This is a genomic window from Comamonas kerstersii (assembly GCF_002056725.1).
Lineage (GTDB): Bacteria > Pseudomonadota > Gammaproteobacteria > Burkholderiales > Burkholderiaceae_C > Comamonas > Comamonas kerstersii.
Window position 1 is genome coordinate 1513423 of sequence record NZ_CP020121.1, and the last position, 17341, is coordinate 1530763.

The 17341-nt window shown below is 60.9% G+C and carries 15 protein-coding genes; 10 read left to right on the plus strand and 5 right to left on the minus strand.

Translation table 11 applies throughout. The features are described 5' to 3' along the window. Nucleotides 1–38: 38 nt before the first annotated feature. On the plus strand, nucleotides 39–959 hold the full coding sequence (locus tag B5M06_RS07085) for a LysR substrate-binding domain-containing protein (protein WP_054065050.1): 921 nt from the start codon (nucleotides 39–41) through the stop codon (nucleotides 957–959). Nucleotides 960–1262: 303 nt separating this feature from the next. On the opposite strand, the gene B5M06_RS07090 is transcribed toward B5M06_RS07085, so the two are convergent. Further along, on the minus strand, nucleotides 1263–2042 hold the full coding sequence (locus B5M06_RS07090; protein WP_054065585.1) for an IclR family transcriptional regulator: 780 nt from the start codon (nucleotides 2040–2042) through the stop codon (nucleotides 1263–1265). A gap of 238 nt (nucleotides 2043–2280) precedes the next feature. On the opposite strand from B5M06_RS07090, the gene B5M06_RS07095 reads away from it, so the two are divergent. From B5M06_RS07095 to B5M06_RS07105, 3 genes are read left to right on the plus strand one after another with little or no spacing between them, the layout of a single operon-like run. Next, nucleotides 2281–3402 carry an efflux RND transporter periplasmic adaptor subunit gene (locus tag B5M06_RS07095; RefSeq protein ID WP_054065584.1) on the plus strand — a complete coding sequence of 374 codons (1122 nt, stop codon included), beginning with the start codon at nucleotides 2281–2283 and terminating at the stop codon, nucleotides 3400–3402. A 12-nt stretch (nucleotides 3403–3414) separates the two neighbouring features. Then, nucleotides 3415–6555, plus strand: a complete 3141-nt coding sequence (locus B5M06_RS07100) for an efflux RND transporter permease subunit (protein ID WP_054065583.1) — start codon at nucleotides 3415–3417, stop codon at nucleotides 6553–6555. Further along, nucleotides 6552–7961 carry an efflux transporter outer membrane subunit gene (locus tag B5M06_RS07105; protein WP_054065582.1) on the plus strand — a complete coding sequence of 470 codons (1410 nt, stop codon included), beginning with the start codon at nucleotides 6552–6554 and terminating at the stop codon, nucleotides 7959–7961. The genes B5M06_RS07100 and B5M06_RS07105 overlap by 4 nt, the downstream gene beginning before the upstream one ends. On the opposite strand, the gene B5M06_RS16980 is transcribed toward B5M06_RS07105, so the two are convergent. After that, nucleotides 7950–8360 carry a hypothetical protein gene (locus B5M06_RS16980; RefSeq protein WP_162777379.1) on the minus strand — a complete coding sequence of 137 codons (411 nt, stop codon included), beginning with the start codon at nucleotides 8358–8360 and terminating at the stop codon, nucleotides 7950–7952. The genes B5M06_RS07105 and B5M06_RS16980 overlap by 12 nt on opposite strands. 1219 nt (nucleotides 8361–9579) lie before the next feature. Then, nucleotides 9580–9996: a GIY-YIG nuclease family protein gene (locus tag B5M06_RS17720; RefSeq protein ID WP_114070887.1), complete on the minus strand. Its 417-nt coding sequence runs from the start codon at nucleotides 9994–9996 to the stop codon at nucleotides 9580–9582. 52 nt (nucleotides 9997–10048) lie between these two features. On the opposite strand from B5M06_RS17720, the gene B5M06_RS07120 reads away from it, so the two are divergent. Beyond that, nucleotides 10049–10537: a hypothetical protein gene (locus tag B5M06_RS07120; RefSeq protein WP_162777378.1), complete on the plus strand. Its 489-nt coding sequence runs from the start codon at nucleotides 10049–10051 to the stop codon at nucleotides 10535–10537. 387 nt (nucleotides 10538–10924) lie between these two features. After that, on the plus strand, nucleotides 10925–12175 hold the full coding sequence (locus tag B5M06_RS07125) for an Hsp70 family protein (protein WP_054065578.1): 1251 nt from the start codon (nucleotides 10925–10927) through the stop codon (nucleotides 12173–12175). A 52-nt stretch (nucleotides 12176–12227) separates the two neighbouring features. Here B5M06_RS07125 and rsmI read toward each other — a convergent pair whose 3' ends face one another. Further along, the gene (gene rsmI, locus B5M06_RS07130) at nucleotides 12228–13157 is read right to left on the minus strand and encodes a 16S rRNA (cytidine(1402)-2'-O)-methyltransferase (RefSeq protein ID WP_054065577.1); all 930 of its coding nucleotides are present in this window, start codon (nucleotides 13155–13157) and stop codon (nucleotides 12228–12230) included. 173 nt (nucleotides 13158–13330) lie between these two features. Here rsmI and glsA point away from each other — a divergent pair, with 173 nt between their 5' ends. The 4 genes from glsA (at nucleotide 13331) to B5M06_RS07150 (ending at nucleotide 16112) form a co-directional block, all read left to right on the plus strand. Next, a complete protein-coding gene (glsA, locus tag B5M06_RS07135; protein WP_054065587.1) occupies nucleotides 13331–14272 on the plus strand; it encodes a glutaminase A in 942 nt (313 codons plus the stop codon). A 30-nt stretch (nucleotides 14273–14302) separates the two neighbouring features. Beyond that, nucleotides 14303–14719, plus strand: coding sequence for a YraN family protein (locus B5M06_RS07140; RefSeq protein ID WP_077345456.1), 417 nt, complete (start codon nucleotides 14303–14305; stop codon nucleotides 14717–14719). Between the two features lie 95 nt (nucleotides 14720–14814). After that, on the plus strand, nucleotides 14815–15411 hold the full coding sequence (locus B5M06_RS07145; protein ID WP_054065576.1) for an SIS domain-containing protein: 597 nt from the start codon (nucleotides 14815–14817) through the stop codon (nucleotides 15409–15411). Then, nucleotides 15411–16112, plus strand: coding sequence for a BON domain-containing protein (locus B5M06_RS07150; RefSeq protein WP_054065575.1), 702 nt, complete (start codon nucleotides 15411–15413; stop codon nucleotides 16110–16112). Before B5M06_RS07145 ends, B5M06_RS07150 begins: the two co-directional genes overlap by 1 nt. 82 nt (nucleotides 16113–16194) lie before the next feature. Here the strand turns inward: B5M06_RS07150 and B5M06_RS07155 are convergent, their stop codons facing one another. After that, complete coding sequence (locus B5M06_RS07155; protein WP_054065574.1) at nucleotides 16195–17331, minus strand: PilT/PilU family type 4a pilus ATPase; 1137 nt, start codon at nucleotides 17329–17331, stop codon at nucleotides 16195–16197. Nucleotides 17332–17341 lie beyond the last annotated feature (10 nt).

Sequence of the window (17341 nt, forward strand, 5' to 3'; positions counted from 1 at the left end):
ATGGCGCAGATATTCACTCAGACACAGCGTGTGCCTTCATGTCCACATCACGTCACAGCGGTCAGCGACCCTCGCGCTTTTTTGACAGCCGTCTGGCGCGGCGCATTCCGCCCATCCAGTGTCTGCTGACCTTTGAGGCACTGGCGCGCCTGCGCAGCGTCACGCTCACAGCGGAAGAGCTCAGCGTCACCCCCAGCGCGGTCAGCCACCGCGTGCGCCAGCTGGAGCAGACGCTGGGCACCCAGCTGTTCGGGCGGGCGGATTTTTCCCTCACCACCGAAGGCCAGGCCTATCTGCAGCAGGTGCGTGAAGGGCTGAGTGCGCTGCAGTGCTTCCCTAACCACCCGGTGGCGCCGGGCCGTGCGCGACTGAAGATTGCCGTCACGCCCACGTTTGCGCGTTGCATGCTGATTCCACGGCTGGCGCAGTTCACCGAGGCTTATCCCGAAATCGACATTGCTCTGCAGGTGGCCATACCGCTGCTGGATGTGGTGGCCGAAGATGCCGACCTCATGGTGCGCTATGGCATGGGCCACTACGCCGATGTAGAGCACATGGAAATCGCGCGCGATGTCTACACCCCGCTGGCTTCCCCCGGCTTTCTGCGCCGCTATGGCCCGATCCAGCACCCTGAAGACCTGCGCGATCTGCCGCTACTGCGCAGCCCGCTGGAGTCCTGGCGGCCATGGTTCCAGGCTGCAGGGCTGGACTGGGCAGAGCCCTCGGAAGGCTCGCAGTTCAACGACATTGGCCTGCTGTGTGACGCCGCTGCCGCCGGTCTGGGCGTGGCCCCGGTGCGGCTGAAGCTGGGCGCGCCATGGCTGGACAACGGCGCGCTGGTACGCCTGTTTGATCTGGATGCCCCCAGTCCCCACGCCCACTATCTGTGCTGGCGCACCGGCACCATGGACCGCTGGGAATGCCAGGCTTTTGCGGAGTGGATGGCCAAGGCCATGTAGTGGCGCTGCAGGGAAGTGCTAGGGCGTGTTCACATAAAGCTTGGGAATTCGCGTTGAAGGCTTGGGGATGGGCTGCTAGGCGCGGTGGCGCAGCAATGCCGAGCGCCTTGCCAGCCACCGCAACAACGCAGACCGCCCCAAGCCTTCAACCCCATTGGTGATTTCAATATCAGGGGCAGCCACGACAAGGCCGCCCCTGCAGTGTTGCCCGCCTGGCGCGGGTGCGCACCCGCGCTGCACCGTGCGTCGCGCATTGACGGCCTTGTCGTGGCTGCACGAACCCAATGTTTACGTGAACACGCCCTAGGCGAGCAGACTGGGCTTGCCCAGCAGCTTTTCCATGGCATCGCGCAGCGTGAACAGCTCGCGCTGAAAGCTGTCGAGCTTCTCGCGCATGCGCACCGTGGGTGCAAGCACGGCCATGGAATATGCGCCGCGGTAGGTGTCAATAGAGACCGCGAGCCCCGCCACGCCAGGCAGCACCTGGTCATAGTCCAGCGCAAAGCCCTGGCTGCGGATTTGGGCCATCTCCCGCAGCAGCTGCTTCAGCGGCACGGCGTTGGGCGCGCCTGATTGCCGCACCCATTCCTGCACCGAGGCGTCATCCATGCGCGCCAGCAGCGTCTTGCCGGGTGCTGTGGTCTGCGGTGGCGGTGCCATGCCCAGCTGCGGCACCACGCGCAGCACCTGTTCACCCACGATGGCATCCACCACATGCAGCTGGTGCTGCTGCAGCCGCACCAGACAGACGGTTTCCTGCAGCTTCAGCGACAGCTGCTCTGCATAGGGCTTGAGCACGGGAACGATGTCCGAGTGCGACTGGTACAGCATCTGCCCCAGCGCCGGGCCAATGCGAAAGCCGGTGCTGCCCGCTGGCTCGACGATGTTTTCCACCACCAGCGCATTGATGATGCGCTGCACCGTCGAGCGCGGCAGCTCCACCTCGGCCGCAATCGCAGCCAGACTCATGCCGCAGGGCTGGCCGTGGGCAGAGAGCACACGCATGATGCGGCTCATGCGCGCAATGACCTGAATGCCACATTGCTGGCGGTCGTCGGGATCAATAGCGGGGCTTTCGGTCATGGCAGGCCATCTCGAAGTTGTGCAGAGGTTGGGAAAGGATGCAAGTCACCGAGCTTATCGCCTTCTGTGGTCGTAGGGTTGTGCCCGTGGTGATGCCCTCGAAAATGATCGTCTAGTGATACACTGAATCGCAATGTGATACAGGTAAAAGGGCGGATGCACCGCAAGGCGCACCGTCCTTTTGTCGTCTAACCCTGATGTGCCAGCAGGGGCTGGCTTTTGCGAGGAGAGTGAATTCATGAGCGTGACGCTTCCAAACGTGGTGCGCACGGCGCTGGCCGTGGCGGCCGCAGCCACGTTGATTGCCTGTGGTGACAAGCCCGGTGCGCAGGCCGGTGCTCCCGGCCCTGCCGCCGTGGGGGTGTATGAGGTGCAGCCACAGGCTGTGTCGCTGGATGCAGAGCTGCCCGGCCGTACCGTGGCCTCGCGCGTGGCGGAAGTGCGACCCCAGACCAGCGGCATCGTGCAAAAGCGTCTGTTTGAAGAAGGCAGCATGGTCAAGAAGGGCCAGCCGCTCTACCAGATTGACCCCGCCACCATGAACGCCCGCCTGGCCAAGGCGCAGGCCCAGCTGCAAAGTGCCGAGAACCTGGCCAAGCGCTACGAAGTGCTGCGCGAGAAGAACGCCATCAGCCAGCAGCAGTACGACGACGCCATGAGCGCCTGGCGCAATGCCCAGGCTGACGTCGAGCTGGCACGCATCGACACCGTCTATGCCAAGGTGCTGTCGCCCATCTCCGGCTATATCGGCCGCTCCAATGTGACTGAAGGCGCCTTGGTCAGCGTGGGCCAGTCCCAGGCCATGGCCACCGTGCAGCAGCTGGACCCCATCCATGTGGACATGCAGCAGTCCATGACCGACATCCTGCGCCTGCGTGCCGAGAATGCCAAGGGCAGCGCCCAGGTGCGACTGCTGCTGGAAGACGGCAGCGTCTATCCCGTGCAGGGCACGCTCAAGTTTTCGGAAATGCATGTGGATGAGGGCACAGGTTCCGTGACCCTGCGCGCCACCTTTGCCAACCCCGATGGCCTGCTGCGCCCCGGCATGTTTGTGCGTGCCCAGGTGCAGACGACCGCCAGGGAAGATGCTCTGCTCGTGCCCCAGCAGGCCGTGTGGCGCAACACCCAGGGCAAGCCCATGGTCTGGGTGGTGGGGGCAGACAACATCGCCAAGCCACGCCCTGTGAATGCGGTCCGTTCGGTGGGCAATACCTGGCTGGTGGAAGGTGGTCTGCAACCCGGTGAGAAGGTGATTACCGAAGGCCTGCAGAAGCTGCGCGGCGAAATGCCCGTGCAGCCCGTGCCAGCCACGAATGTGGACATCGTGACCGACCTGTACGCCGTGGGCAAGGGCGCATAAGGAAAGCACGCCATGTCCAAGTTCTTTATCAACCGCCCCATTTTTGCGTGGGTCGTGGCCATTGTGGTCATGCTGGCGGGTGTGCTGGCCATCAAGGGCCTGCCCATCAACCAGTACCCCAATGTGGCACCACCCGCGATCTCGATTTCGGTGACCTACCCCGGCGCTTCTGCACAGGCCGTGCAGGACACCGTGGTGCAGGTGATCGAGCAGCAGCTCAACGGCCTCGATGGCCTGCGCTACATCACCTCGGCTTCGGAGTCGGATGGCTCCATGCAGATCGTTGTGACCTTCGAGCAAGGCACGGACCCTGACATCGCCCAGGTGCAGGTGCAGAACAAGCTCAACCTCGCCACCCCCATGCTGCCGCAGGAAGTGCAGCAGCAAGGCATCCGCGTGGCCAAGTACCAGATGAACTTCATGCTGGTGGTGGGCCTGGTGTCGGAAGACGGCTCCATGAGTTCGGCCGACCTGGCGGACTACATTGCCACCAACCTGCAGGATCCCATCTCGCGTACCGAGGGCGTGGGTGACTTCACGCTGTTTGGTGCACCATATGCCATGCGCATCTGGCTGGACCCTGCCAAGCTCAATGCCCACCAGCTCACGCCTTCGGATGTGATGGCTGCCGTCAAGAGCCAGAACGTGCAGGTGTCTGCCGGTCAGCTCGGCGGTCTGCCCACCATCAATGACAAGGTGCAGCTGCAGGCCACCGTGCTGGGCAAGACCCGCATGAAGACGGCAGAAGAGTTCCGCGAGATCATGCTCAAGGTCAAGCCCAATGGTGCCCAGGTGCGCCTCAAGGACGTGGCCGATGTGCAGCTGGGTGGCCAGTTCACCGCCATTTCCAGCAAGTTTGACGGCAAGCCTTCGTCGGCACTGGCCTTGCGTCTGACCACCGGCGGCAATGTGCTGGATGCGGTCAAGGCCGTGCGCGCCACCATTGCCAAGCTGGAACCCAACTTCCCGCCCGGAGTGAAGGTGGTCTTCCCCTACGACACCTCGCCCGTGGTGCAGGTGTCCATCGACTCGGTGGTCCACACCCTGTTTGAAGCCATCGTGCTGGTGTTTCTGGTGATGCTGCTGTTCCTGCAGAGCATCCGTGCCACCCTGGTGCCTACGCTGGCCGTGCCTGTGGTGCTGCTGGGTACGTTCGGCATCCTGCTGGCAGCGGGCTTCACCATCAACCTGCTGACCATGTTTGCCATGGTGCTGGCAATTGGTCTGCTGGTGGACGACGCGATTGTGGTGGTGGAAAACGTGGAGCGTCTGATGCACGAAGAGCATCTCTCGCCCAAGGAAGCCACCATCAAGTCCATGGGCCAGATCTCCGGTGCGCTGGTCGGTATCGGTCTGGTGATCTCTGCCGTGTTTGTGCCCATGGCCTTCATGGATGGCTCCACCGGCGTGATCTACCGCCAGTTTGCCGTGACCATTGCGGCTGCCATGACCCTGTCCGTACTGGTGGCGCTGATCTTCACGCCCGCCCTGTGCGCGACGATTCTGAAGGCACCCGTACCCGGCAAGAAGCCTGCCGCGTTCTTTGCGTGGTTCAACCGCGTGTTCAACGCCGGTGCCAGCGGCTATGCCGTGGGCGTGGAAGGCATCTTGAAGCGCAACAAGTGGTTCTTGCTGATCTATGTGCTGCTGCTGGTGGCACTGGCGGTGCTGTTTGCGCGCATCCCCACCGCCTTCTTGCCCGAAGAAGACCAGGGCACCATGATGGTGCAGGTACAGCTGCCACCCAATGCCTCGGCCGCCCGTACCGAGCAGGTGCTGCAGAAGGTGGTGAACCACCTGCTGGAAAACGAAAAGGACACGGTCAACGGCGTGATGTCGGTGAACGGCTTCAACTTTGCCGGTCGCGGTCAGAACTCTGGTCTGCTGTTCGTGGAGCTCAAGCCCTTTGAGCAGCGCAAGCGCCCTGATCAGCACCTCAAGGCGCTGCATGGCCGCACCTGGGGCTTTGTCAGCCAGATCAATGACGCCATGATCGTGCCCATCATGCCGCCAGCCATCATCGAACTGGGCAATGCCACAGGCTTTGACTTCTACCTGCAGGACAACGGTGGCGTGGGCCACGAAGTGCTGATGCAGGCGCGCAACCAGATGCTGGGCATGGCGGCGCAGACGCCACAGCTGGCCATGGTGCGCCCCAACGGTCTGTCTGACGAGCCACAGTTCCAGATTGAAATCGACGAGGAAAAGGCGCGTGCGCTGGGTCTGAATCTGGTGGACATCAACTCCACCATGTCGATTGCCTGGGGCTCGGCCTATATCAATGACTTTATCGACCGTGGCCGCGTGAAGAAGGTCTTCCTGCAAGGCAAGGCGGAATCGCGCGTGGGTCCGGACGATTTCGCCAAGTGGTATGTGCGCAATGACGCCGGCAAGATGGTGCCTTTCAGCGCCTTTGCGACCGGCAAGTGGGTCTACGGCCCCGCCAAGCTGGAGCGCTTTAACGGCGTGCCTGCCGTGCAGATCGTCGGTGGCACAGCCCCCGGCGTGAGCACGGGTGAAGCCATGGCCGTGGTCGAAGGTCTGGCCCAGCAGCTGCCACCGGGTGTGGACCTGGTCTGGTCTGGCCTGTCGTATGAAGAAATCAAGGCGGGCAACCAGAGCGCCTGGATCATGGCCCTGTCCATGCTCATGGTGTTCCTGTGTCTGGCAGCCTTGTACGAAAGCTGGGCGATTCCGTTCTCGGTGATGCTGGTGGTGCCCCTGGGTATTCTGGGTGCTGTGCTGGCCACACTGAGCCGTGGTCTGACCAATGACGTGTTCTTCCAGATCGGCATGATTACCACCGTGGGTCTGGCGGCCAAGAACGCCATTCTGATCGTGGAGTTCGCACGCGAGCTGCATCGCGAAGGCAAGCCGCTGATGCGCGCTGCCGTGGAAGCTGCACGCCTGCGTCTGCGCCCCATCATCATGACCTCCATGGCCTTTGTGCTGGGTGTGGTGCCTCTGGCCATTGCCACGGGCGCATCCAGCGGCAGCCAGCACTCCATCGGCACCAGCGTGGTGGGCGGCACCCTGGCGGGTACCTTCCTCGCCATCTTCTTTGTGCCCCTGTTCTTCTACGTGATTGGTCATATCACCGAACGCTTTGGCAAGCGCACACCTGCTGCGGAAGCAGAGGAGAAAAACGCATGAAATTGCACACCCTGACCGGCGCTCTGGCGCTGGCGGGGCTGTTGAGCGCCTGCTCCATGGCCCCCAAGTATGAAACCCCGGCCGCCCCCGTGGCCGCCACCTGGCCCAGCGCACAGGCGCAAGGCAGCGAAGCCGCCGCCGTGCAGTGGCAGCAGTTCTTTGCCAACCCTGAGCTGCGCGAAGTCATTGCCCTCACGCTGTCCAACAACCGCGACCTGCGCGCTGCCGCGCTGAATGTGGAAGCCTTTCAGGCGCTCTACCGCATTCAGAAAGCCGAGAGCACGCCTGCCATCGGTGCACAGGCCGCAGGCTCGCGCCAGCGTGTGCCTGCCGATGTGGCGGGTGCGCCAGATGCCGTCATCTCCAGCACCTACACCGTGGGGCTGGGCGTGGCCGCCTATGAGCTGGACCTGTTTGGCCGCGTGAAGTCGCTCAACGAGCAGGCCCTGCAGAACTACCTGGCCATGGAAAGCACGCGCAAGGCCACCGAGCTGAGCCTGGTCGCTGCCACGGCCAGCGCCTGGATGAGCTGGCAGGCCAACCAGCAGATGCTGGATGTGCTGACCCGCACCGTCAAGGCCAATGAAGACGCGCTGGCGCTGATTGCGGTGCAGGTGGAAAACGGCATTGCCTCCGACCTGCAGCTGCACCAGGCCCAGACCGCCGTGGACAGCGCCCGTGCCCAGCACGCCCAGATGCAGCGTGCCGTGGAGCAGGACCTGAACGCCCTGCAGGCACTGGTGGGGGCCGAACTGCCCGCTTCCGTGCTCAATGCGCGCGTGGCACCGCAGCGCTGGCAGTTTGCGGCACTACCCGTGGGCCTGCCTTCGCAGGTGCTGGCGCAGCGCCCGGACATTCTGGCTGCCGAGCAGCAGCTCAAGGCCGCCAACGCCAACATCGGCGCGGCGCGTGCGGCCTTCTTCCCCAGCATCTCGCTCACCGCGAGTGCGGGCACGGCCAGCAGCGATCTGTCCGGCCTGTTCAAGGGCGGCTCGGGTGCCTGGAGCTTTGCGCCCCAGATCAATATTCCGCTGTTCAGCGGTGGCCGCCTGAAGGCCAACCTCGACTACGCCACGCTGCAAAAAGACATGCGTGTGGCGCAGTATGAAAAAGCCATCCAGACCGCCTTCCGCGAAGTGGCAGATGGCCTGGCCGCCCGCAAAACCTTTGGCACGCAGCTGCAGGCCAACCAGCACCTGCTGCAAACCTCTGGCAAGTACCTGGACCTGGCCCAGCTGCGCTATGACAACGGCGTGGAAGCCTATCTGACCGTGCTGGATGCCCAGCGCAGCCTGCTCAATGCCGAGCTGGGCGTGGTGCAAACCGCTTTGCAGCAGGCCATCAGCGAGGTCAATCTGTTCAAGGCGCTGGGTGGGGGCATGCTGGAGGCAGCGTCAGCCCAGTAATGCGCTGGGCTGAAAAGTGCTTTTCAGCGGCTGGATAGAAAAAGCCACCCTGGCTGTTGTGCTGGGGTGGCTTTTGTTATTTGAGGTGGCGGTGATGTGCTTGAGGGGAGGGGCCGGGTCTCGCCCCGGCAGGCGAGTCACTTTTTGTGCGCGACAAAAAGTGACCAAAAAGCGCGTCTGCCGACGGCTGTCCGGCGGAACTCGCTGCACTCCTTCGTCGTTCCGCTCAGACAGCCGCCGGAAATTTGATTTTTTATTTTGATCACGCGCGACGCTTGCGCGCGCGGGGTGGTAGCAAGCAGCATCGCTCTGCTTGAAAGCCTGCTCTCGACCCAAAGCAGTCCTTTGGTCGTCGGTAAGAAAAAAACCATACAGTAGCGACCGCCGGTCAGCGCCCATATCGGTGGAATATGTGATCCAACGATGTATCCCTGCTGGGTATACCTGGGATGCAGTGGATCAGGCTATCGATGGGGTTATCTGGATCCGAGTACATCAAATGCTGACATTGCTGGAACGCTTCAGTTAGCAAGGGCTGTTGCGAACGGAAGAAGATCGTGTTCTTTGAATAGACCTGCACTGTGTTGTTGCAGATGTCGACCTCGTGGTCGTTTAGCACTAGAGTCGTGAGTTTCGGGTTGACCATGTAGCTGGATGGACGGCACACGAGAACGCAGATGTGCGGCGTAATCGGCACGAAGCACTTAGGTGAACTCGGAGCGTTCTGGATGTTTCGCAGGTTGTGAAAGAAGCCATCTCCGAAAACGAACTCCTTGCCCTGCGAATACACAACCACGAATTTAGCGTGTGCCCCGATACTATCGGCAATAAGGCGGTGAGAGTTCCTCATGTTGAGTCCGATCAGGGCATTACGCTCAGGCGTCGGAAGAGGGCCTCGGATTTTTTCAGCCAAAGTGATGCACCCCTCACGATTCATAGGCCCTCGTACGACCAGAGATACGACGCATTCCGTTATGCGAGTCAAGTCGGCGTCAGAGCAAGGGTTCGCGATGAAGCGCTGTCTCAGCTCGGGTACGTCACGGACAGGCCTACGCTCCAAGTCTCCTAGCCAGCGAATCAAGTCTGGGAAAGCACTATCAGCTCTATCGAATACGCGTTCAAAGGACTGATCCCAAGAGGTGTCCTCATTGTTCTGCCCCAGCTTGATGTGGTGCCCGTTGCCTATGACACCCAGCCTGGCAGGAGGTATTCGCACAGTAGTTCCGTCTGGCTTGAGCCAGCCAGTCTTGCCATCTTCCCCAGCCCAGTGTCGAGACACGCACTCAGGCCACCAATGATGTCGCTCTGATTTCAACTTTGCCATGTAACGATCTTCGTTAAACACGTTCACCGAGGAACTCTTCGGCTACGAATACTTCCCACCAACAGCCATTATTAAGGCATAGGAATCAATAAATCGAACGCCTGCTCATGGCCGTTTGGGGCTGTCACTTGGGACCCTTTGCAGCTTTCAGCAAATAGCTAAGGACTGATATTCTTCTGCAGTCCTAGGGCGGGCACCACATTCATGACCGTGGTAAGGCTAGGCTTGCTTTACTCGCTGGCTGATTAGGTTTGCACCCGAACCCAGGGCTTTCACCACGAGTCAACCTCTAGGTTAGACGGGTGCTTTCAAGCCATCAGCATTCTCGAACATGGTGGCTAGCATCCTAGGACCTGGCTTAGTATTGAAAGCGGGTTGAAGCGCAAGTATTAAGAGCAGTTCCAGAGTAAGCCTATCAGTGCAATCTCGCACCTGTACGAACCGCATTGTTTTCCAAGTTTCCCACCATAACGTTTTCTTGTGTGGAGAGGTTTGGTCATGCATTCGGGACTTGATCGTTCGACCTGACTGCCCTACATAGAGTGCTTTTCCGTGTTCATCGTAGTAGGCATAGACAGCTCCGCTGCCATCGTCACCGAGTTTTCCTCTTGCAAAAAACACGCTCCGATCATGCACAAAAGTCTTGGACATAAAGAAATTTATTGCGTTCTCTGACGCACTTGCAAGTGATCTACGAAATAATTCAGGCATGCGATAAGACTTAGTACAAGGGTCGCAATTATCAATCGACGAAGGACGTGCAATGGCTTTAAAGATGCCATGGTTCCTCAAACCAAAATCGCCTATATGTACACTGAAAGACAATGAGGTAAGGCAGGTATTGGAGCATCAACTTCTTCACTACGCCTTCCCCTATCAAGGGAGCGAATGCATTGGATCATTGCAGGATGTTAGCGCTTCCACTCCGAACCTATATGTGAAAATCAACAGTAAGCAAATCGCATATATTCACCAATGGTATTTACTCGATGATGGCAAGATCTTTAAAGTAGAACACATTGCGATTGAGAGAGAATTTATTGGAAAAGGTTTTGGCATTGCACTTGCACGTGGTCTTGCGAAAGCCCTCCAAGACGAGTTCCAAACGGAGACTATTGTTTTTAGCGAGATTAGTTACTCTGCTGACCACGAGAGTTTTTTCAAGCGGCTTGGCGCGGTACCTCGAAACCACCGTCTATATCCGGGGAAACCAGACTGGATTTGGCTATTGCCAAGCCGAAAGCAGCACTGATTGACCGTACCGAATTCATCGAAACTCCAGCAGATAAAGAAAAGGGACGGCTAGGGCACTCAAAAGCATTAGTCGCAGTGTCTGCTGCTGGCCGAAAGCAGACAGCATAGCCACTGCCTTCCCCGCGCATGCACAAGCGTCGCGATGCAGGAGTGAAGTCGAGTTTCGCAGGGTAGCTTTCTGCTGGTATGCGCATGCTGAAAGACCAGCAAGGCTTTCCCCAAGCTGCCACAATAGCGCCCCTTTGTTTGATCAGGCAGTATCAGAAAAATAGCTGCCAGCGCTGATAAACACTTGCTTTTAAAGAGAAAAGTATCTTAAAAGCTTGTTTTATCAGCGCTGGCAGCTCTTGTTTTGATAGAGGGCTGCCCTCTCTGGATTTCTTGCATGCACATTCTTCCGCACACCACGCTGGGTATTGACTTTGGTACTTCCAACTCCGCCATGGCATGGCGCACCGCCGGGCAGAGCGCACAGCTGGTGCCGCTGGAAGGCAAGGCAGCGGCCATGCCCACGGCGCTGTTCTTTCACTACGAAGACCACAGCACGCACTATGGCCGTGATGCCATGCGGCAATACCTGGCGGGCGAAGAAGGCCGCCTGATGCGCTCGCTCAAAAGCCTGCTGGGCAGCAGCCTGCTGCAGGACAAGACGGCAGTGCACGGCCAGCTGGTGAGTTACCAGGACATCATTGCCATCTTCCTCAAGCTCATGGCTGAGCAGGCGCAGCAGCACATGGGCGGCATGCCTGAGCGTGTGGTGCTGGGCCGCCCCGTGCACTTTGTGGATGGAAACCCCGAGCGTGATGCGCAGGCACAGGCTTCGCTGGAAGCTGCCGCGCACACGGCAGGTTTCCAGGAAGTGGCTTTCCAGCTGGAGCCCATTGCGGCAGCGCTGGACTATGAGCAGCGCCTGAGCGAAGAGGCCTGCATTCTGGTGGTGGACATTGGCGGCGGTACGTCGGACTTCACCGTGGTGCGCCTGGGCCCGCAGCACGCAGGCAAACGGGACCGTACGCAGGACATCCTCGCCACCACGGGCGTGCACATTGGCGGTACGGACTTTGACCACAAGCTCAACGTTGCCGAAGTGCAGCCTCTGCTGGGCCTGGGCCACCACGGCCCCAGCGGCCGCGAAGTGCCCAGCCGCGTGTTCTATGACCTGTCCACCTGGCACCTGATTCAGTGGCTCTATACCGCCAAGGCACTGCGTGAGGCCGAGGCACTGCGCAGCGACTACAGCGACCGCCATCTGCATGCCCGCCTGATGCGGGTACTCGAAGAACAAGCTGGCCACCGCCTGGCCGATGCCGTGGAGCAGGGCAAGATCACCGCATCCAGCACGGCTGCCGTGGCGCCGCTGGATCTGGGCTGGGTGGAAAGTGGTCTGGCTGCGCAAATTACGCCTGAAGGGCTGGAGCAGCACCTGCAGGCCCTGCTGGCTGAGGTGGTCAAGTGCGCGCAGGAATGCGTGAACAAGGCCGGTCTGCGCAAGGAGCAGATCACTGCGCTGTATCTGACCGGTGGTTCGTCGGCCCTGCAGACCCTGCGTGATGCGCTGAAGCTGGCCTTCCCGACCACGCCACAGGTCGCCGGTGACCTGTTCGGTGGCGTGGCGGCAGGTCTGGCCTACGCCTGAAAACCATAGCTGCCAGCGCTTGCTGCATCAGCGCTAGCGGCCAATTTGGCTGTTATTCCTCGTCGCCTTCCGCAGCGCGTTTGAGCTCCAGCGCGCGCTCATACAAGGTGTTGCGGTTGGCGCCGGTGATTTCGGCGGTGAGCTTGACGGCCGTCTTGGTCGGCAGCTCAGCCAGCAGCAGGCGCAATACGCGCTCGGCTTCGCCGTTTTCCTGCTGCAGCTCCACCGGGTGCAGCACGATGACGAACTCGCCCTTGCTGCGCGTGGCTTCGGCTTCCAGCCAGGCGGCGACGTCCTGCGCGGCATGGGTGCTCACCTGCTCAAACTGCTTGGTGATTTCGCGCGCCAGCGTCACCTTGCGCTCTCCCAGCACGGCCAGGGCCTTGACCATGTCCTGAATGCGGTGTGGCGCTTCCAGCAGCACGGTGCAGCGCGGCTCTGCCGCCAGCTTTTGCACGGCCGCCTGGCGCTCGGCATTTTTGGTGGGCAGAAAACCGGCAAACACAAAGCCGCCATCGGTCTGGCCGGGGGGCACGCAGCCTGCCACGCTGATGGCGCTGGTCACGCTGCTGGCACCGGGCAGGGGCATGGCGCGCAGGCCGTGGGCCTGCAGCGCAGCGCACAGGCGCGCGCCGGGGTCGCTCACACCGGGAGTGCCAGCATCGCTCACATAGGCAATGCGCTGGCCTTGCTGCAGGCGGGCAATGATGCCTGCGGCGGCCTCGGCCTCGTTGTGCTGGTGCACGGCCAGCAGCTGGCTGCCGGGGCGGTCCAGCCCGTAGCTGCGCAGCATGCCCTGGGTGTGGCGTGTGTCTTCGCAGGCAATGGCGTCCACGATCTGCAGCACGTGCAGGGCGCGCAGCGAGATGTCGGCCAGATTGCCGATAGGCGTGGCGATGACGTAGAGCACGCCTTGTGGATAATTTTGCGAGGCAGCTGCATCACGCGCTGCTGTCAATGCCGATGCAAAAGAGGCACTCAATGTTGTTCCTTGAAATGGGGCGCCAAGGCCCCTTCATGCAGTGGCGCAGATTGTACGTATCAGTGCTCAGATATGCGGCCCGCAGCGCCTGTGCTATACCCCATGCTATGGCCTTGCCTGGCGAGAAAGAATGCTTGCGTGAGGGGGGGACAGTGCATCAGGAGGAAAATGACATGCGAGATTTCGAAGCCGTACAGGCGGCAGTGCAGACCGCGTATCAAGCCCACGGGCAGGCCCAGGGCGGCGCCAATGCCAACTACATTCCCTTTCTGGCAGACATTCCCAGCCATTTGTCAGCCATCGCTGTGGTGACGGCTGCAGGGCAAGTGGCTACCGCAGGGGATGCACAGTACCGCTTTGCGCTGGAGTCCATCTCCAAGGTTTGCGCGCTGGCACTGGCGCTGGAAGACTGGGGGGCTGAAGCCATCCACAGCAAGATTGGTGCGCAGGCTACCGGCTTGCCTTTCAACTCGGTCATTGCACTGGAGCTACATGGCGGCAAGCCCCTGTCACCGCTGGTGAATGCTGGTGCCATGGCGGCGACCAGCCTGGTTAAGGCAGCTTCCGTGGAAGAGCGCTGGCAGCGCATGCTGCAGATGCAGCAGGCCATGGGTTCCAGCGAGATCGCACTGTCACCATCGCTGAACGATTCCGAGCAGAGCACCAATGGGCACAACCGTGCAATTGCATGGCTGCTGCAGTCAGCAGGCTATATGTATTGCGACCCCATGGAGGCCTGTGATGTGTATACGCGCCAGTGCTCAACCTTGCTGAACACGCTGGAGCTGGCCACCATGGGGGCGACGCTGGCTGCAGCAGGTGTGAACCCCTTGACCCGCCAGCGCGTGCTGCAGGCCGCGCATGTACCCAAAATTCTGGCCGAAATGATGATGGAGGGCATGTATGAAAGCTCGGGCGACTGGGCGTATGCCGTGGGCCTGCCTGGCAAGAGTGGCGTAGGTGGCGGCATTGTGGCGGTCGTACCTGGCGTAATGGGAATTGCAGCGTTTTCGCCACCGCTGGACAGTGTGGGCAACAGCGTGCGTGGGCAGAAAATGGTGGCCCATGTGGCACAGGCGCTGGGCTACAACTTGTTTAAGGGGGCAGCGTCATGACAGCCATTGCTACAAGGGGGAGGGGGAGGTATGCGTTGGTGGCAGCGTGGGCGCAGCACGGCTGCAGCTACCCACACGGACGCTCAGATGCAGAGCACATGCAGCAAGGGGCAGCAGGCTGAAGATCAGGCACTGGCCTATCTGCAGGCACAAGGCCTGCGGTTGTTAGCGCGTAATTATCGAACGCCCGGACGCGGAGGGGGTGAGATTGATTTAATCCTGCAAGCCGCAGATGGCACGGTGGTGTTTGTGGAAGTGCGCAGCCGCAGTCACACCGGCTTTGGTGGTGCAGGTGGCAGCATTGGCCATGCCAAGCGTCAGCGGCTCATCCATGCCGCGCAGTGCTGGCTGCAGGCGCAGGGCAGTGCAGCAGCCTGCCGCTTTGATGTGGTGCTGATGGACGCAGGCCAGCTGCAGTGGATTGCATCGGCATTTGAGGCAGACTGACCACGGGTCTGCCTGCGGGAACTGCGGCAAGGCGATGCAGTCCCTTACTGAACGCTACAAAATCCGAGAAAGCCCACAGTTATCATCACCACCCCATGCTTGATCAACAAATTCAACAACATTTCATCGACAGCGCGGACCTGAAGTACCAGTCCGCACAAGCGCTGAGTCTGCCCATTGCCTCTGCCATTCAGGCGCTGGTTGCCAGCATCACCGGCGGCGGCAAGATTCTGGCCTGCGGCACGGGGGCATCGGCCAGCCAGGCACAGATGTTTGCAGGCCTGTGCGTCAGCGGCTTCGAGCGTGATCGGCCGGAGCTGGCAGCGGTGGCACTGACCTCGGACAGCGGCTATCTGGGAACCATTGCGGGTACGCCCAGTCTGTCCAACCACTATCTGGCGCGGCAGGTGCGTTCGCTGGGCCAGGCTGGCGATGTGCTGCTGGTGATTTCCATTACCGGCAATGAAACCTGTCTGTTGGATGCGGTGGAGGCCGCCCACGAGCGCGACATGATGGTGGTGGCCCTGACTGGTCATACCGGTGGTGCGCTGGCGGGCCGCATGCGTGAAACCGATACGCTGATCTGTGTGCCCCACGAGCGCCCTGCGCGCGTGCGTGAGGTGCATGACCTGGTGCTCAATTGTTTGTGCGATGGTGTGGATACCCAGTTGCTGGGCGAACAGGAGATGTGATGAAAAAACAATGGTATCGAACAGGGGTAGCGGTACTGGGAGGTACTTTGCTGCTGGGCAGCCTGACGGCCTGTGTGCCACTGGTGCTGGGTGGTGGCGCCGTGACCACGGCCATGGTGGCGACGGACCGCCGCACCTCTGGAATGATTGTGGAAGACGAACGCATTGAGCAAAAGGCTGCGGCCAAGATCCGCGAAATCCTGCCCGAAGGCTCCCGCGCCAGCGTGACCAGCTTTAACCGCACGGCCATGATTACCGGCGAAGTACGCACGGCTGCGCAGAAGGAAGCGCTGGAGCGTGCCGTGGCCAGCGTGGAGAACGTGCGTCGCGTGGTGAACGAAGTGCAGGTCGTGCCTTTTGTGTCTTCGCTGAGCCAGCGCTCCAAGGACGCTTTCATCACCAGCAAGGTCAAGGCCAGCTTCCTGGATGCCAAGGACTTGCAGGCCAACACCATCAAGGTGGTGACCGAGCAGAACGTGGTCTATTTGATGGGCATTGTGACGCCCCGCGAGTCCAAGCGTGCGGCGGAAATTGCGCGTGGCGTCAATGGCGTGAGCAAGGTGGTGCGCGTGTTTGAAACCATCAGCGAAGACGATCTGGCCAACTACAAGGCCCGCGAGGAAGCCCTGGAAAAGCAGGGCACTGCCGCACCTGCAGTGCAGGAAGCGGAGCCTGTCGTGGAAATCACGCCGGTGAAATGATGGCAGTTGCAAGCTGATAAAAAAATCCCGGGACGTCCGGGATTTTTTTATGCGCGTTGGCTGCTGAGGGCAGGGGGCAGGTCTACAGCAGGCGGAAGTGCTCGGTGCCAGCCGCCAGATTGGGGTTGTGCGCACGCTTGCTGTGCAGCTTGATCTGCAGGCGCAGGTCGTTGACTGAGTCCGCATTGCGCAGCGCGTCTTCGTAGCTGACGGTGCCGCTGTCGTAGAGGTCAAACAGGGCCTGGTCAAAGGTCTGCATGCCCAGTTCGCGGCTTTTCTTCATGATTTCCTTGATTTCCACCACATCGCCCTTGGCGATCAGGTCAGAAATCAGCGGCGTATTGAGCAGCACTTCCATGGCCGCCACACGGCCCTTTTCGTTCTCACGTGCCAGCAGGCGCTGCGAGATCATGGCGCGCAGGTTCAGCGACAGGTCCAGCAGCAGCTGTTCGCGGCGCTCTTCGGGGAAGAAGTTGATGATGCGGTCCAGCGCCTGGTTGGCGCTGTTGGCGTGCAAGGTGGCCAGGCACAGGTGACCGGTTTCCGAGAACACGATGGCGTGCTCCATGGTTTCGCGGTCGCGGATTTCGCCCATCAAAATGACATCCGGCGCCTGGCGCAGGGAGTTCTTGAGCGCAGCCTCCCAGCTGTCGGTATCCAGCCCCACTTCGCGCTGCGTGACGATGCAGTTCTTGTGTGGGTGCACGAATTCGATGGGGTCTTCGATGGTGATGATGTGGCCTTCGGAGTGCTCATTGCGCCAGTCCACCATGGCGGCCAGCGAGGTGGACTTGCCCGAGCCTGTCGCACCCACAAAGATGCACAGGCCACGCTTGGTCATGGCTACCTCCTTGAGCACCTGGGGCAGGCCCATGCGGTCAATCGAAGGAATGTCGGCAGGAATGCGGCGCAGCACCATGCCTACGCGCCCCTGCTGCATGAAGGTGTTGACGCGAAAGCGTCCGATGCCTGCTGGCGAGATGGCGAAGTTGCACTCCTTGGTGCGCTCAAACTCTGCCACCTGGCGGTCACTCATGATGGAGCGCGCCAGCGTCAGCGTGTGTGCGGCCACCAGAGGCTGGTCCATAAGGCGTGTGACCTTGCCGTCCACCTTGATGGCGGGCGGAAAGTCGGCCGTGATGAACAGGTCACTGCCCTTGCGCGCCACCATCAGTTTGAGCAGGTCGTTGATGAATTTGCTGGCCTGATCGCGTTCCATGGCTGATGTC

Excerpts from the sequence above, each read along its gene's own strand:
- B5M06_RS17720 (WP_114070887.1), bottom strand. The coding sequence starts at position 9,996 with ATGCCTGAATTATTTCGTAGATCACTTGCAAGTGCGTCAGAGAACGCA.
- B5M06_RS07105 (WP_054065582.1), top strand. The coding sequence starts at position 6,552 with ATGAAATTGCACACCCTGACCGGCGCTCTGGCGCTGGCGGGGCTGTTG.
- B5M06_RS07145 (WP_054065576.1), top strand. The coding sequence starts at position 14,815 with ATGCTTGATCAACAAATTCAACAACATTTCATCGACAGCGCGGACCTG.
- B5M06_RS07120 (WP_162777378.1), top strand. The coding sequence starts at position 10,049 with ATGGCTTTAAAGATGCCATGGTTCCTCAAACCAAAATCGCCTATATGT.
- B5M06_RS16980 (WP_162777379.1), bottom strand. The coding sequence starts at position 8,360 with ATGGGCGCTGACCGGCGGTCGCTACTGTATGGTTTTTTTCTTACCGAC.
- B5M06_RS07085 (WP_054065050.1), top strand. The coding sequence starts at position 39 with ATGTCCACATCACGTCACAGCGGTCAGCGACCCTCGCGCTTTTTTGAC.
- B5M06_RS07095 (WP_054065584.1), top strand. The coding sequence starts at position 2,281 with ATGAGCGTGACGCTTCCAAACGTGGTGCGCACGGCGCTGGCCGTGGCG.
- B5M06_RS07090 (WP_054065585.1), bottom strand. The coding sequence starts at position 2,042 with ATGACCGAAAGCCCCGCTATTGATCCCGACGACCGCCAGCAATGTGGC.
- glsA (WP_054065587.1), top strand. The coding sequence starts at position 13,331 with ATGCGAGATTTCGAAGCCGTACAGGCGGCAGTGCAGACCGCGTATCAA.
- B5M06_RS07150 (WP_054065575.1), top strand. The coding sequence starts at position 15,411 with ATGAAAAAACAATGGTATCGAACAGGGGTAGCGGTACTGGGAGGTACT.
- B5M06_RS07140 (WP_077345456.1), top strand. The coding sequence starts at position 14,303 with ATGCGTTGGTGGCAGCGTGGGCGCAGCACGGCTGCAGCTACCCACACG.
- B5M06_RS07125 (WP_054065578.1), top strand. The coding sequence starts at position 10,925 with ATGCACATTCTTCCGCACACCACGCTGGGTATTGACTTTGGTACTTCC.
- B5M06_RS07100 (WP_054065583.1), top strand. The coding sequence starts at position 3,415 with ATGTCCAAGTTCTTTATCAACCGCCCCATTTTTGCGTGGGTCGTGGCC.
- B5M06_RS07155 (WP_054065574.1), bottom strand. The coding sequence starts at position 17,331 with ATGGAACGCGATCAGGCCAGCAAATTCATCAACGACCTGCTCAAACTG.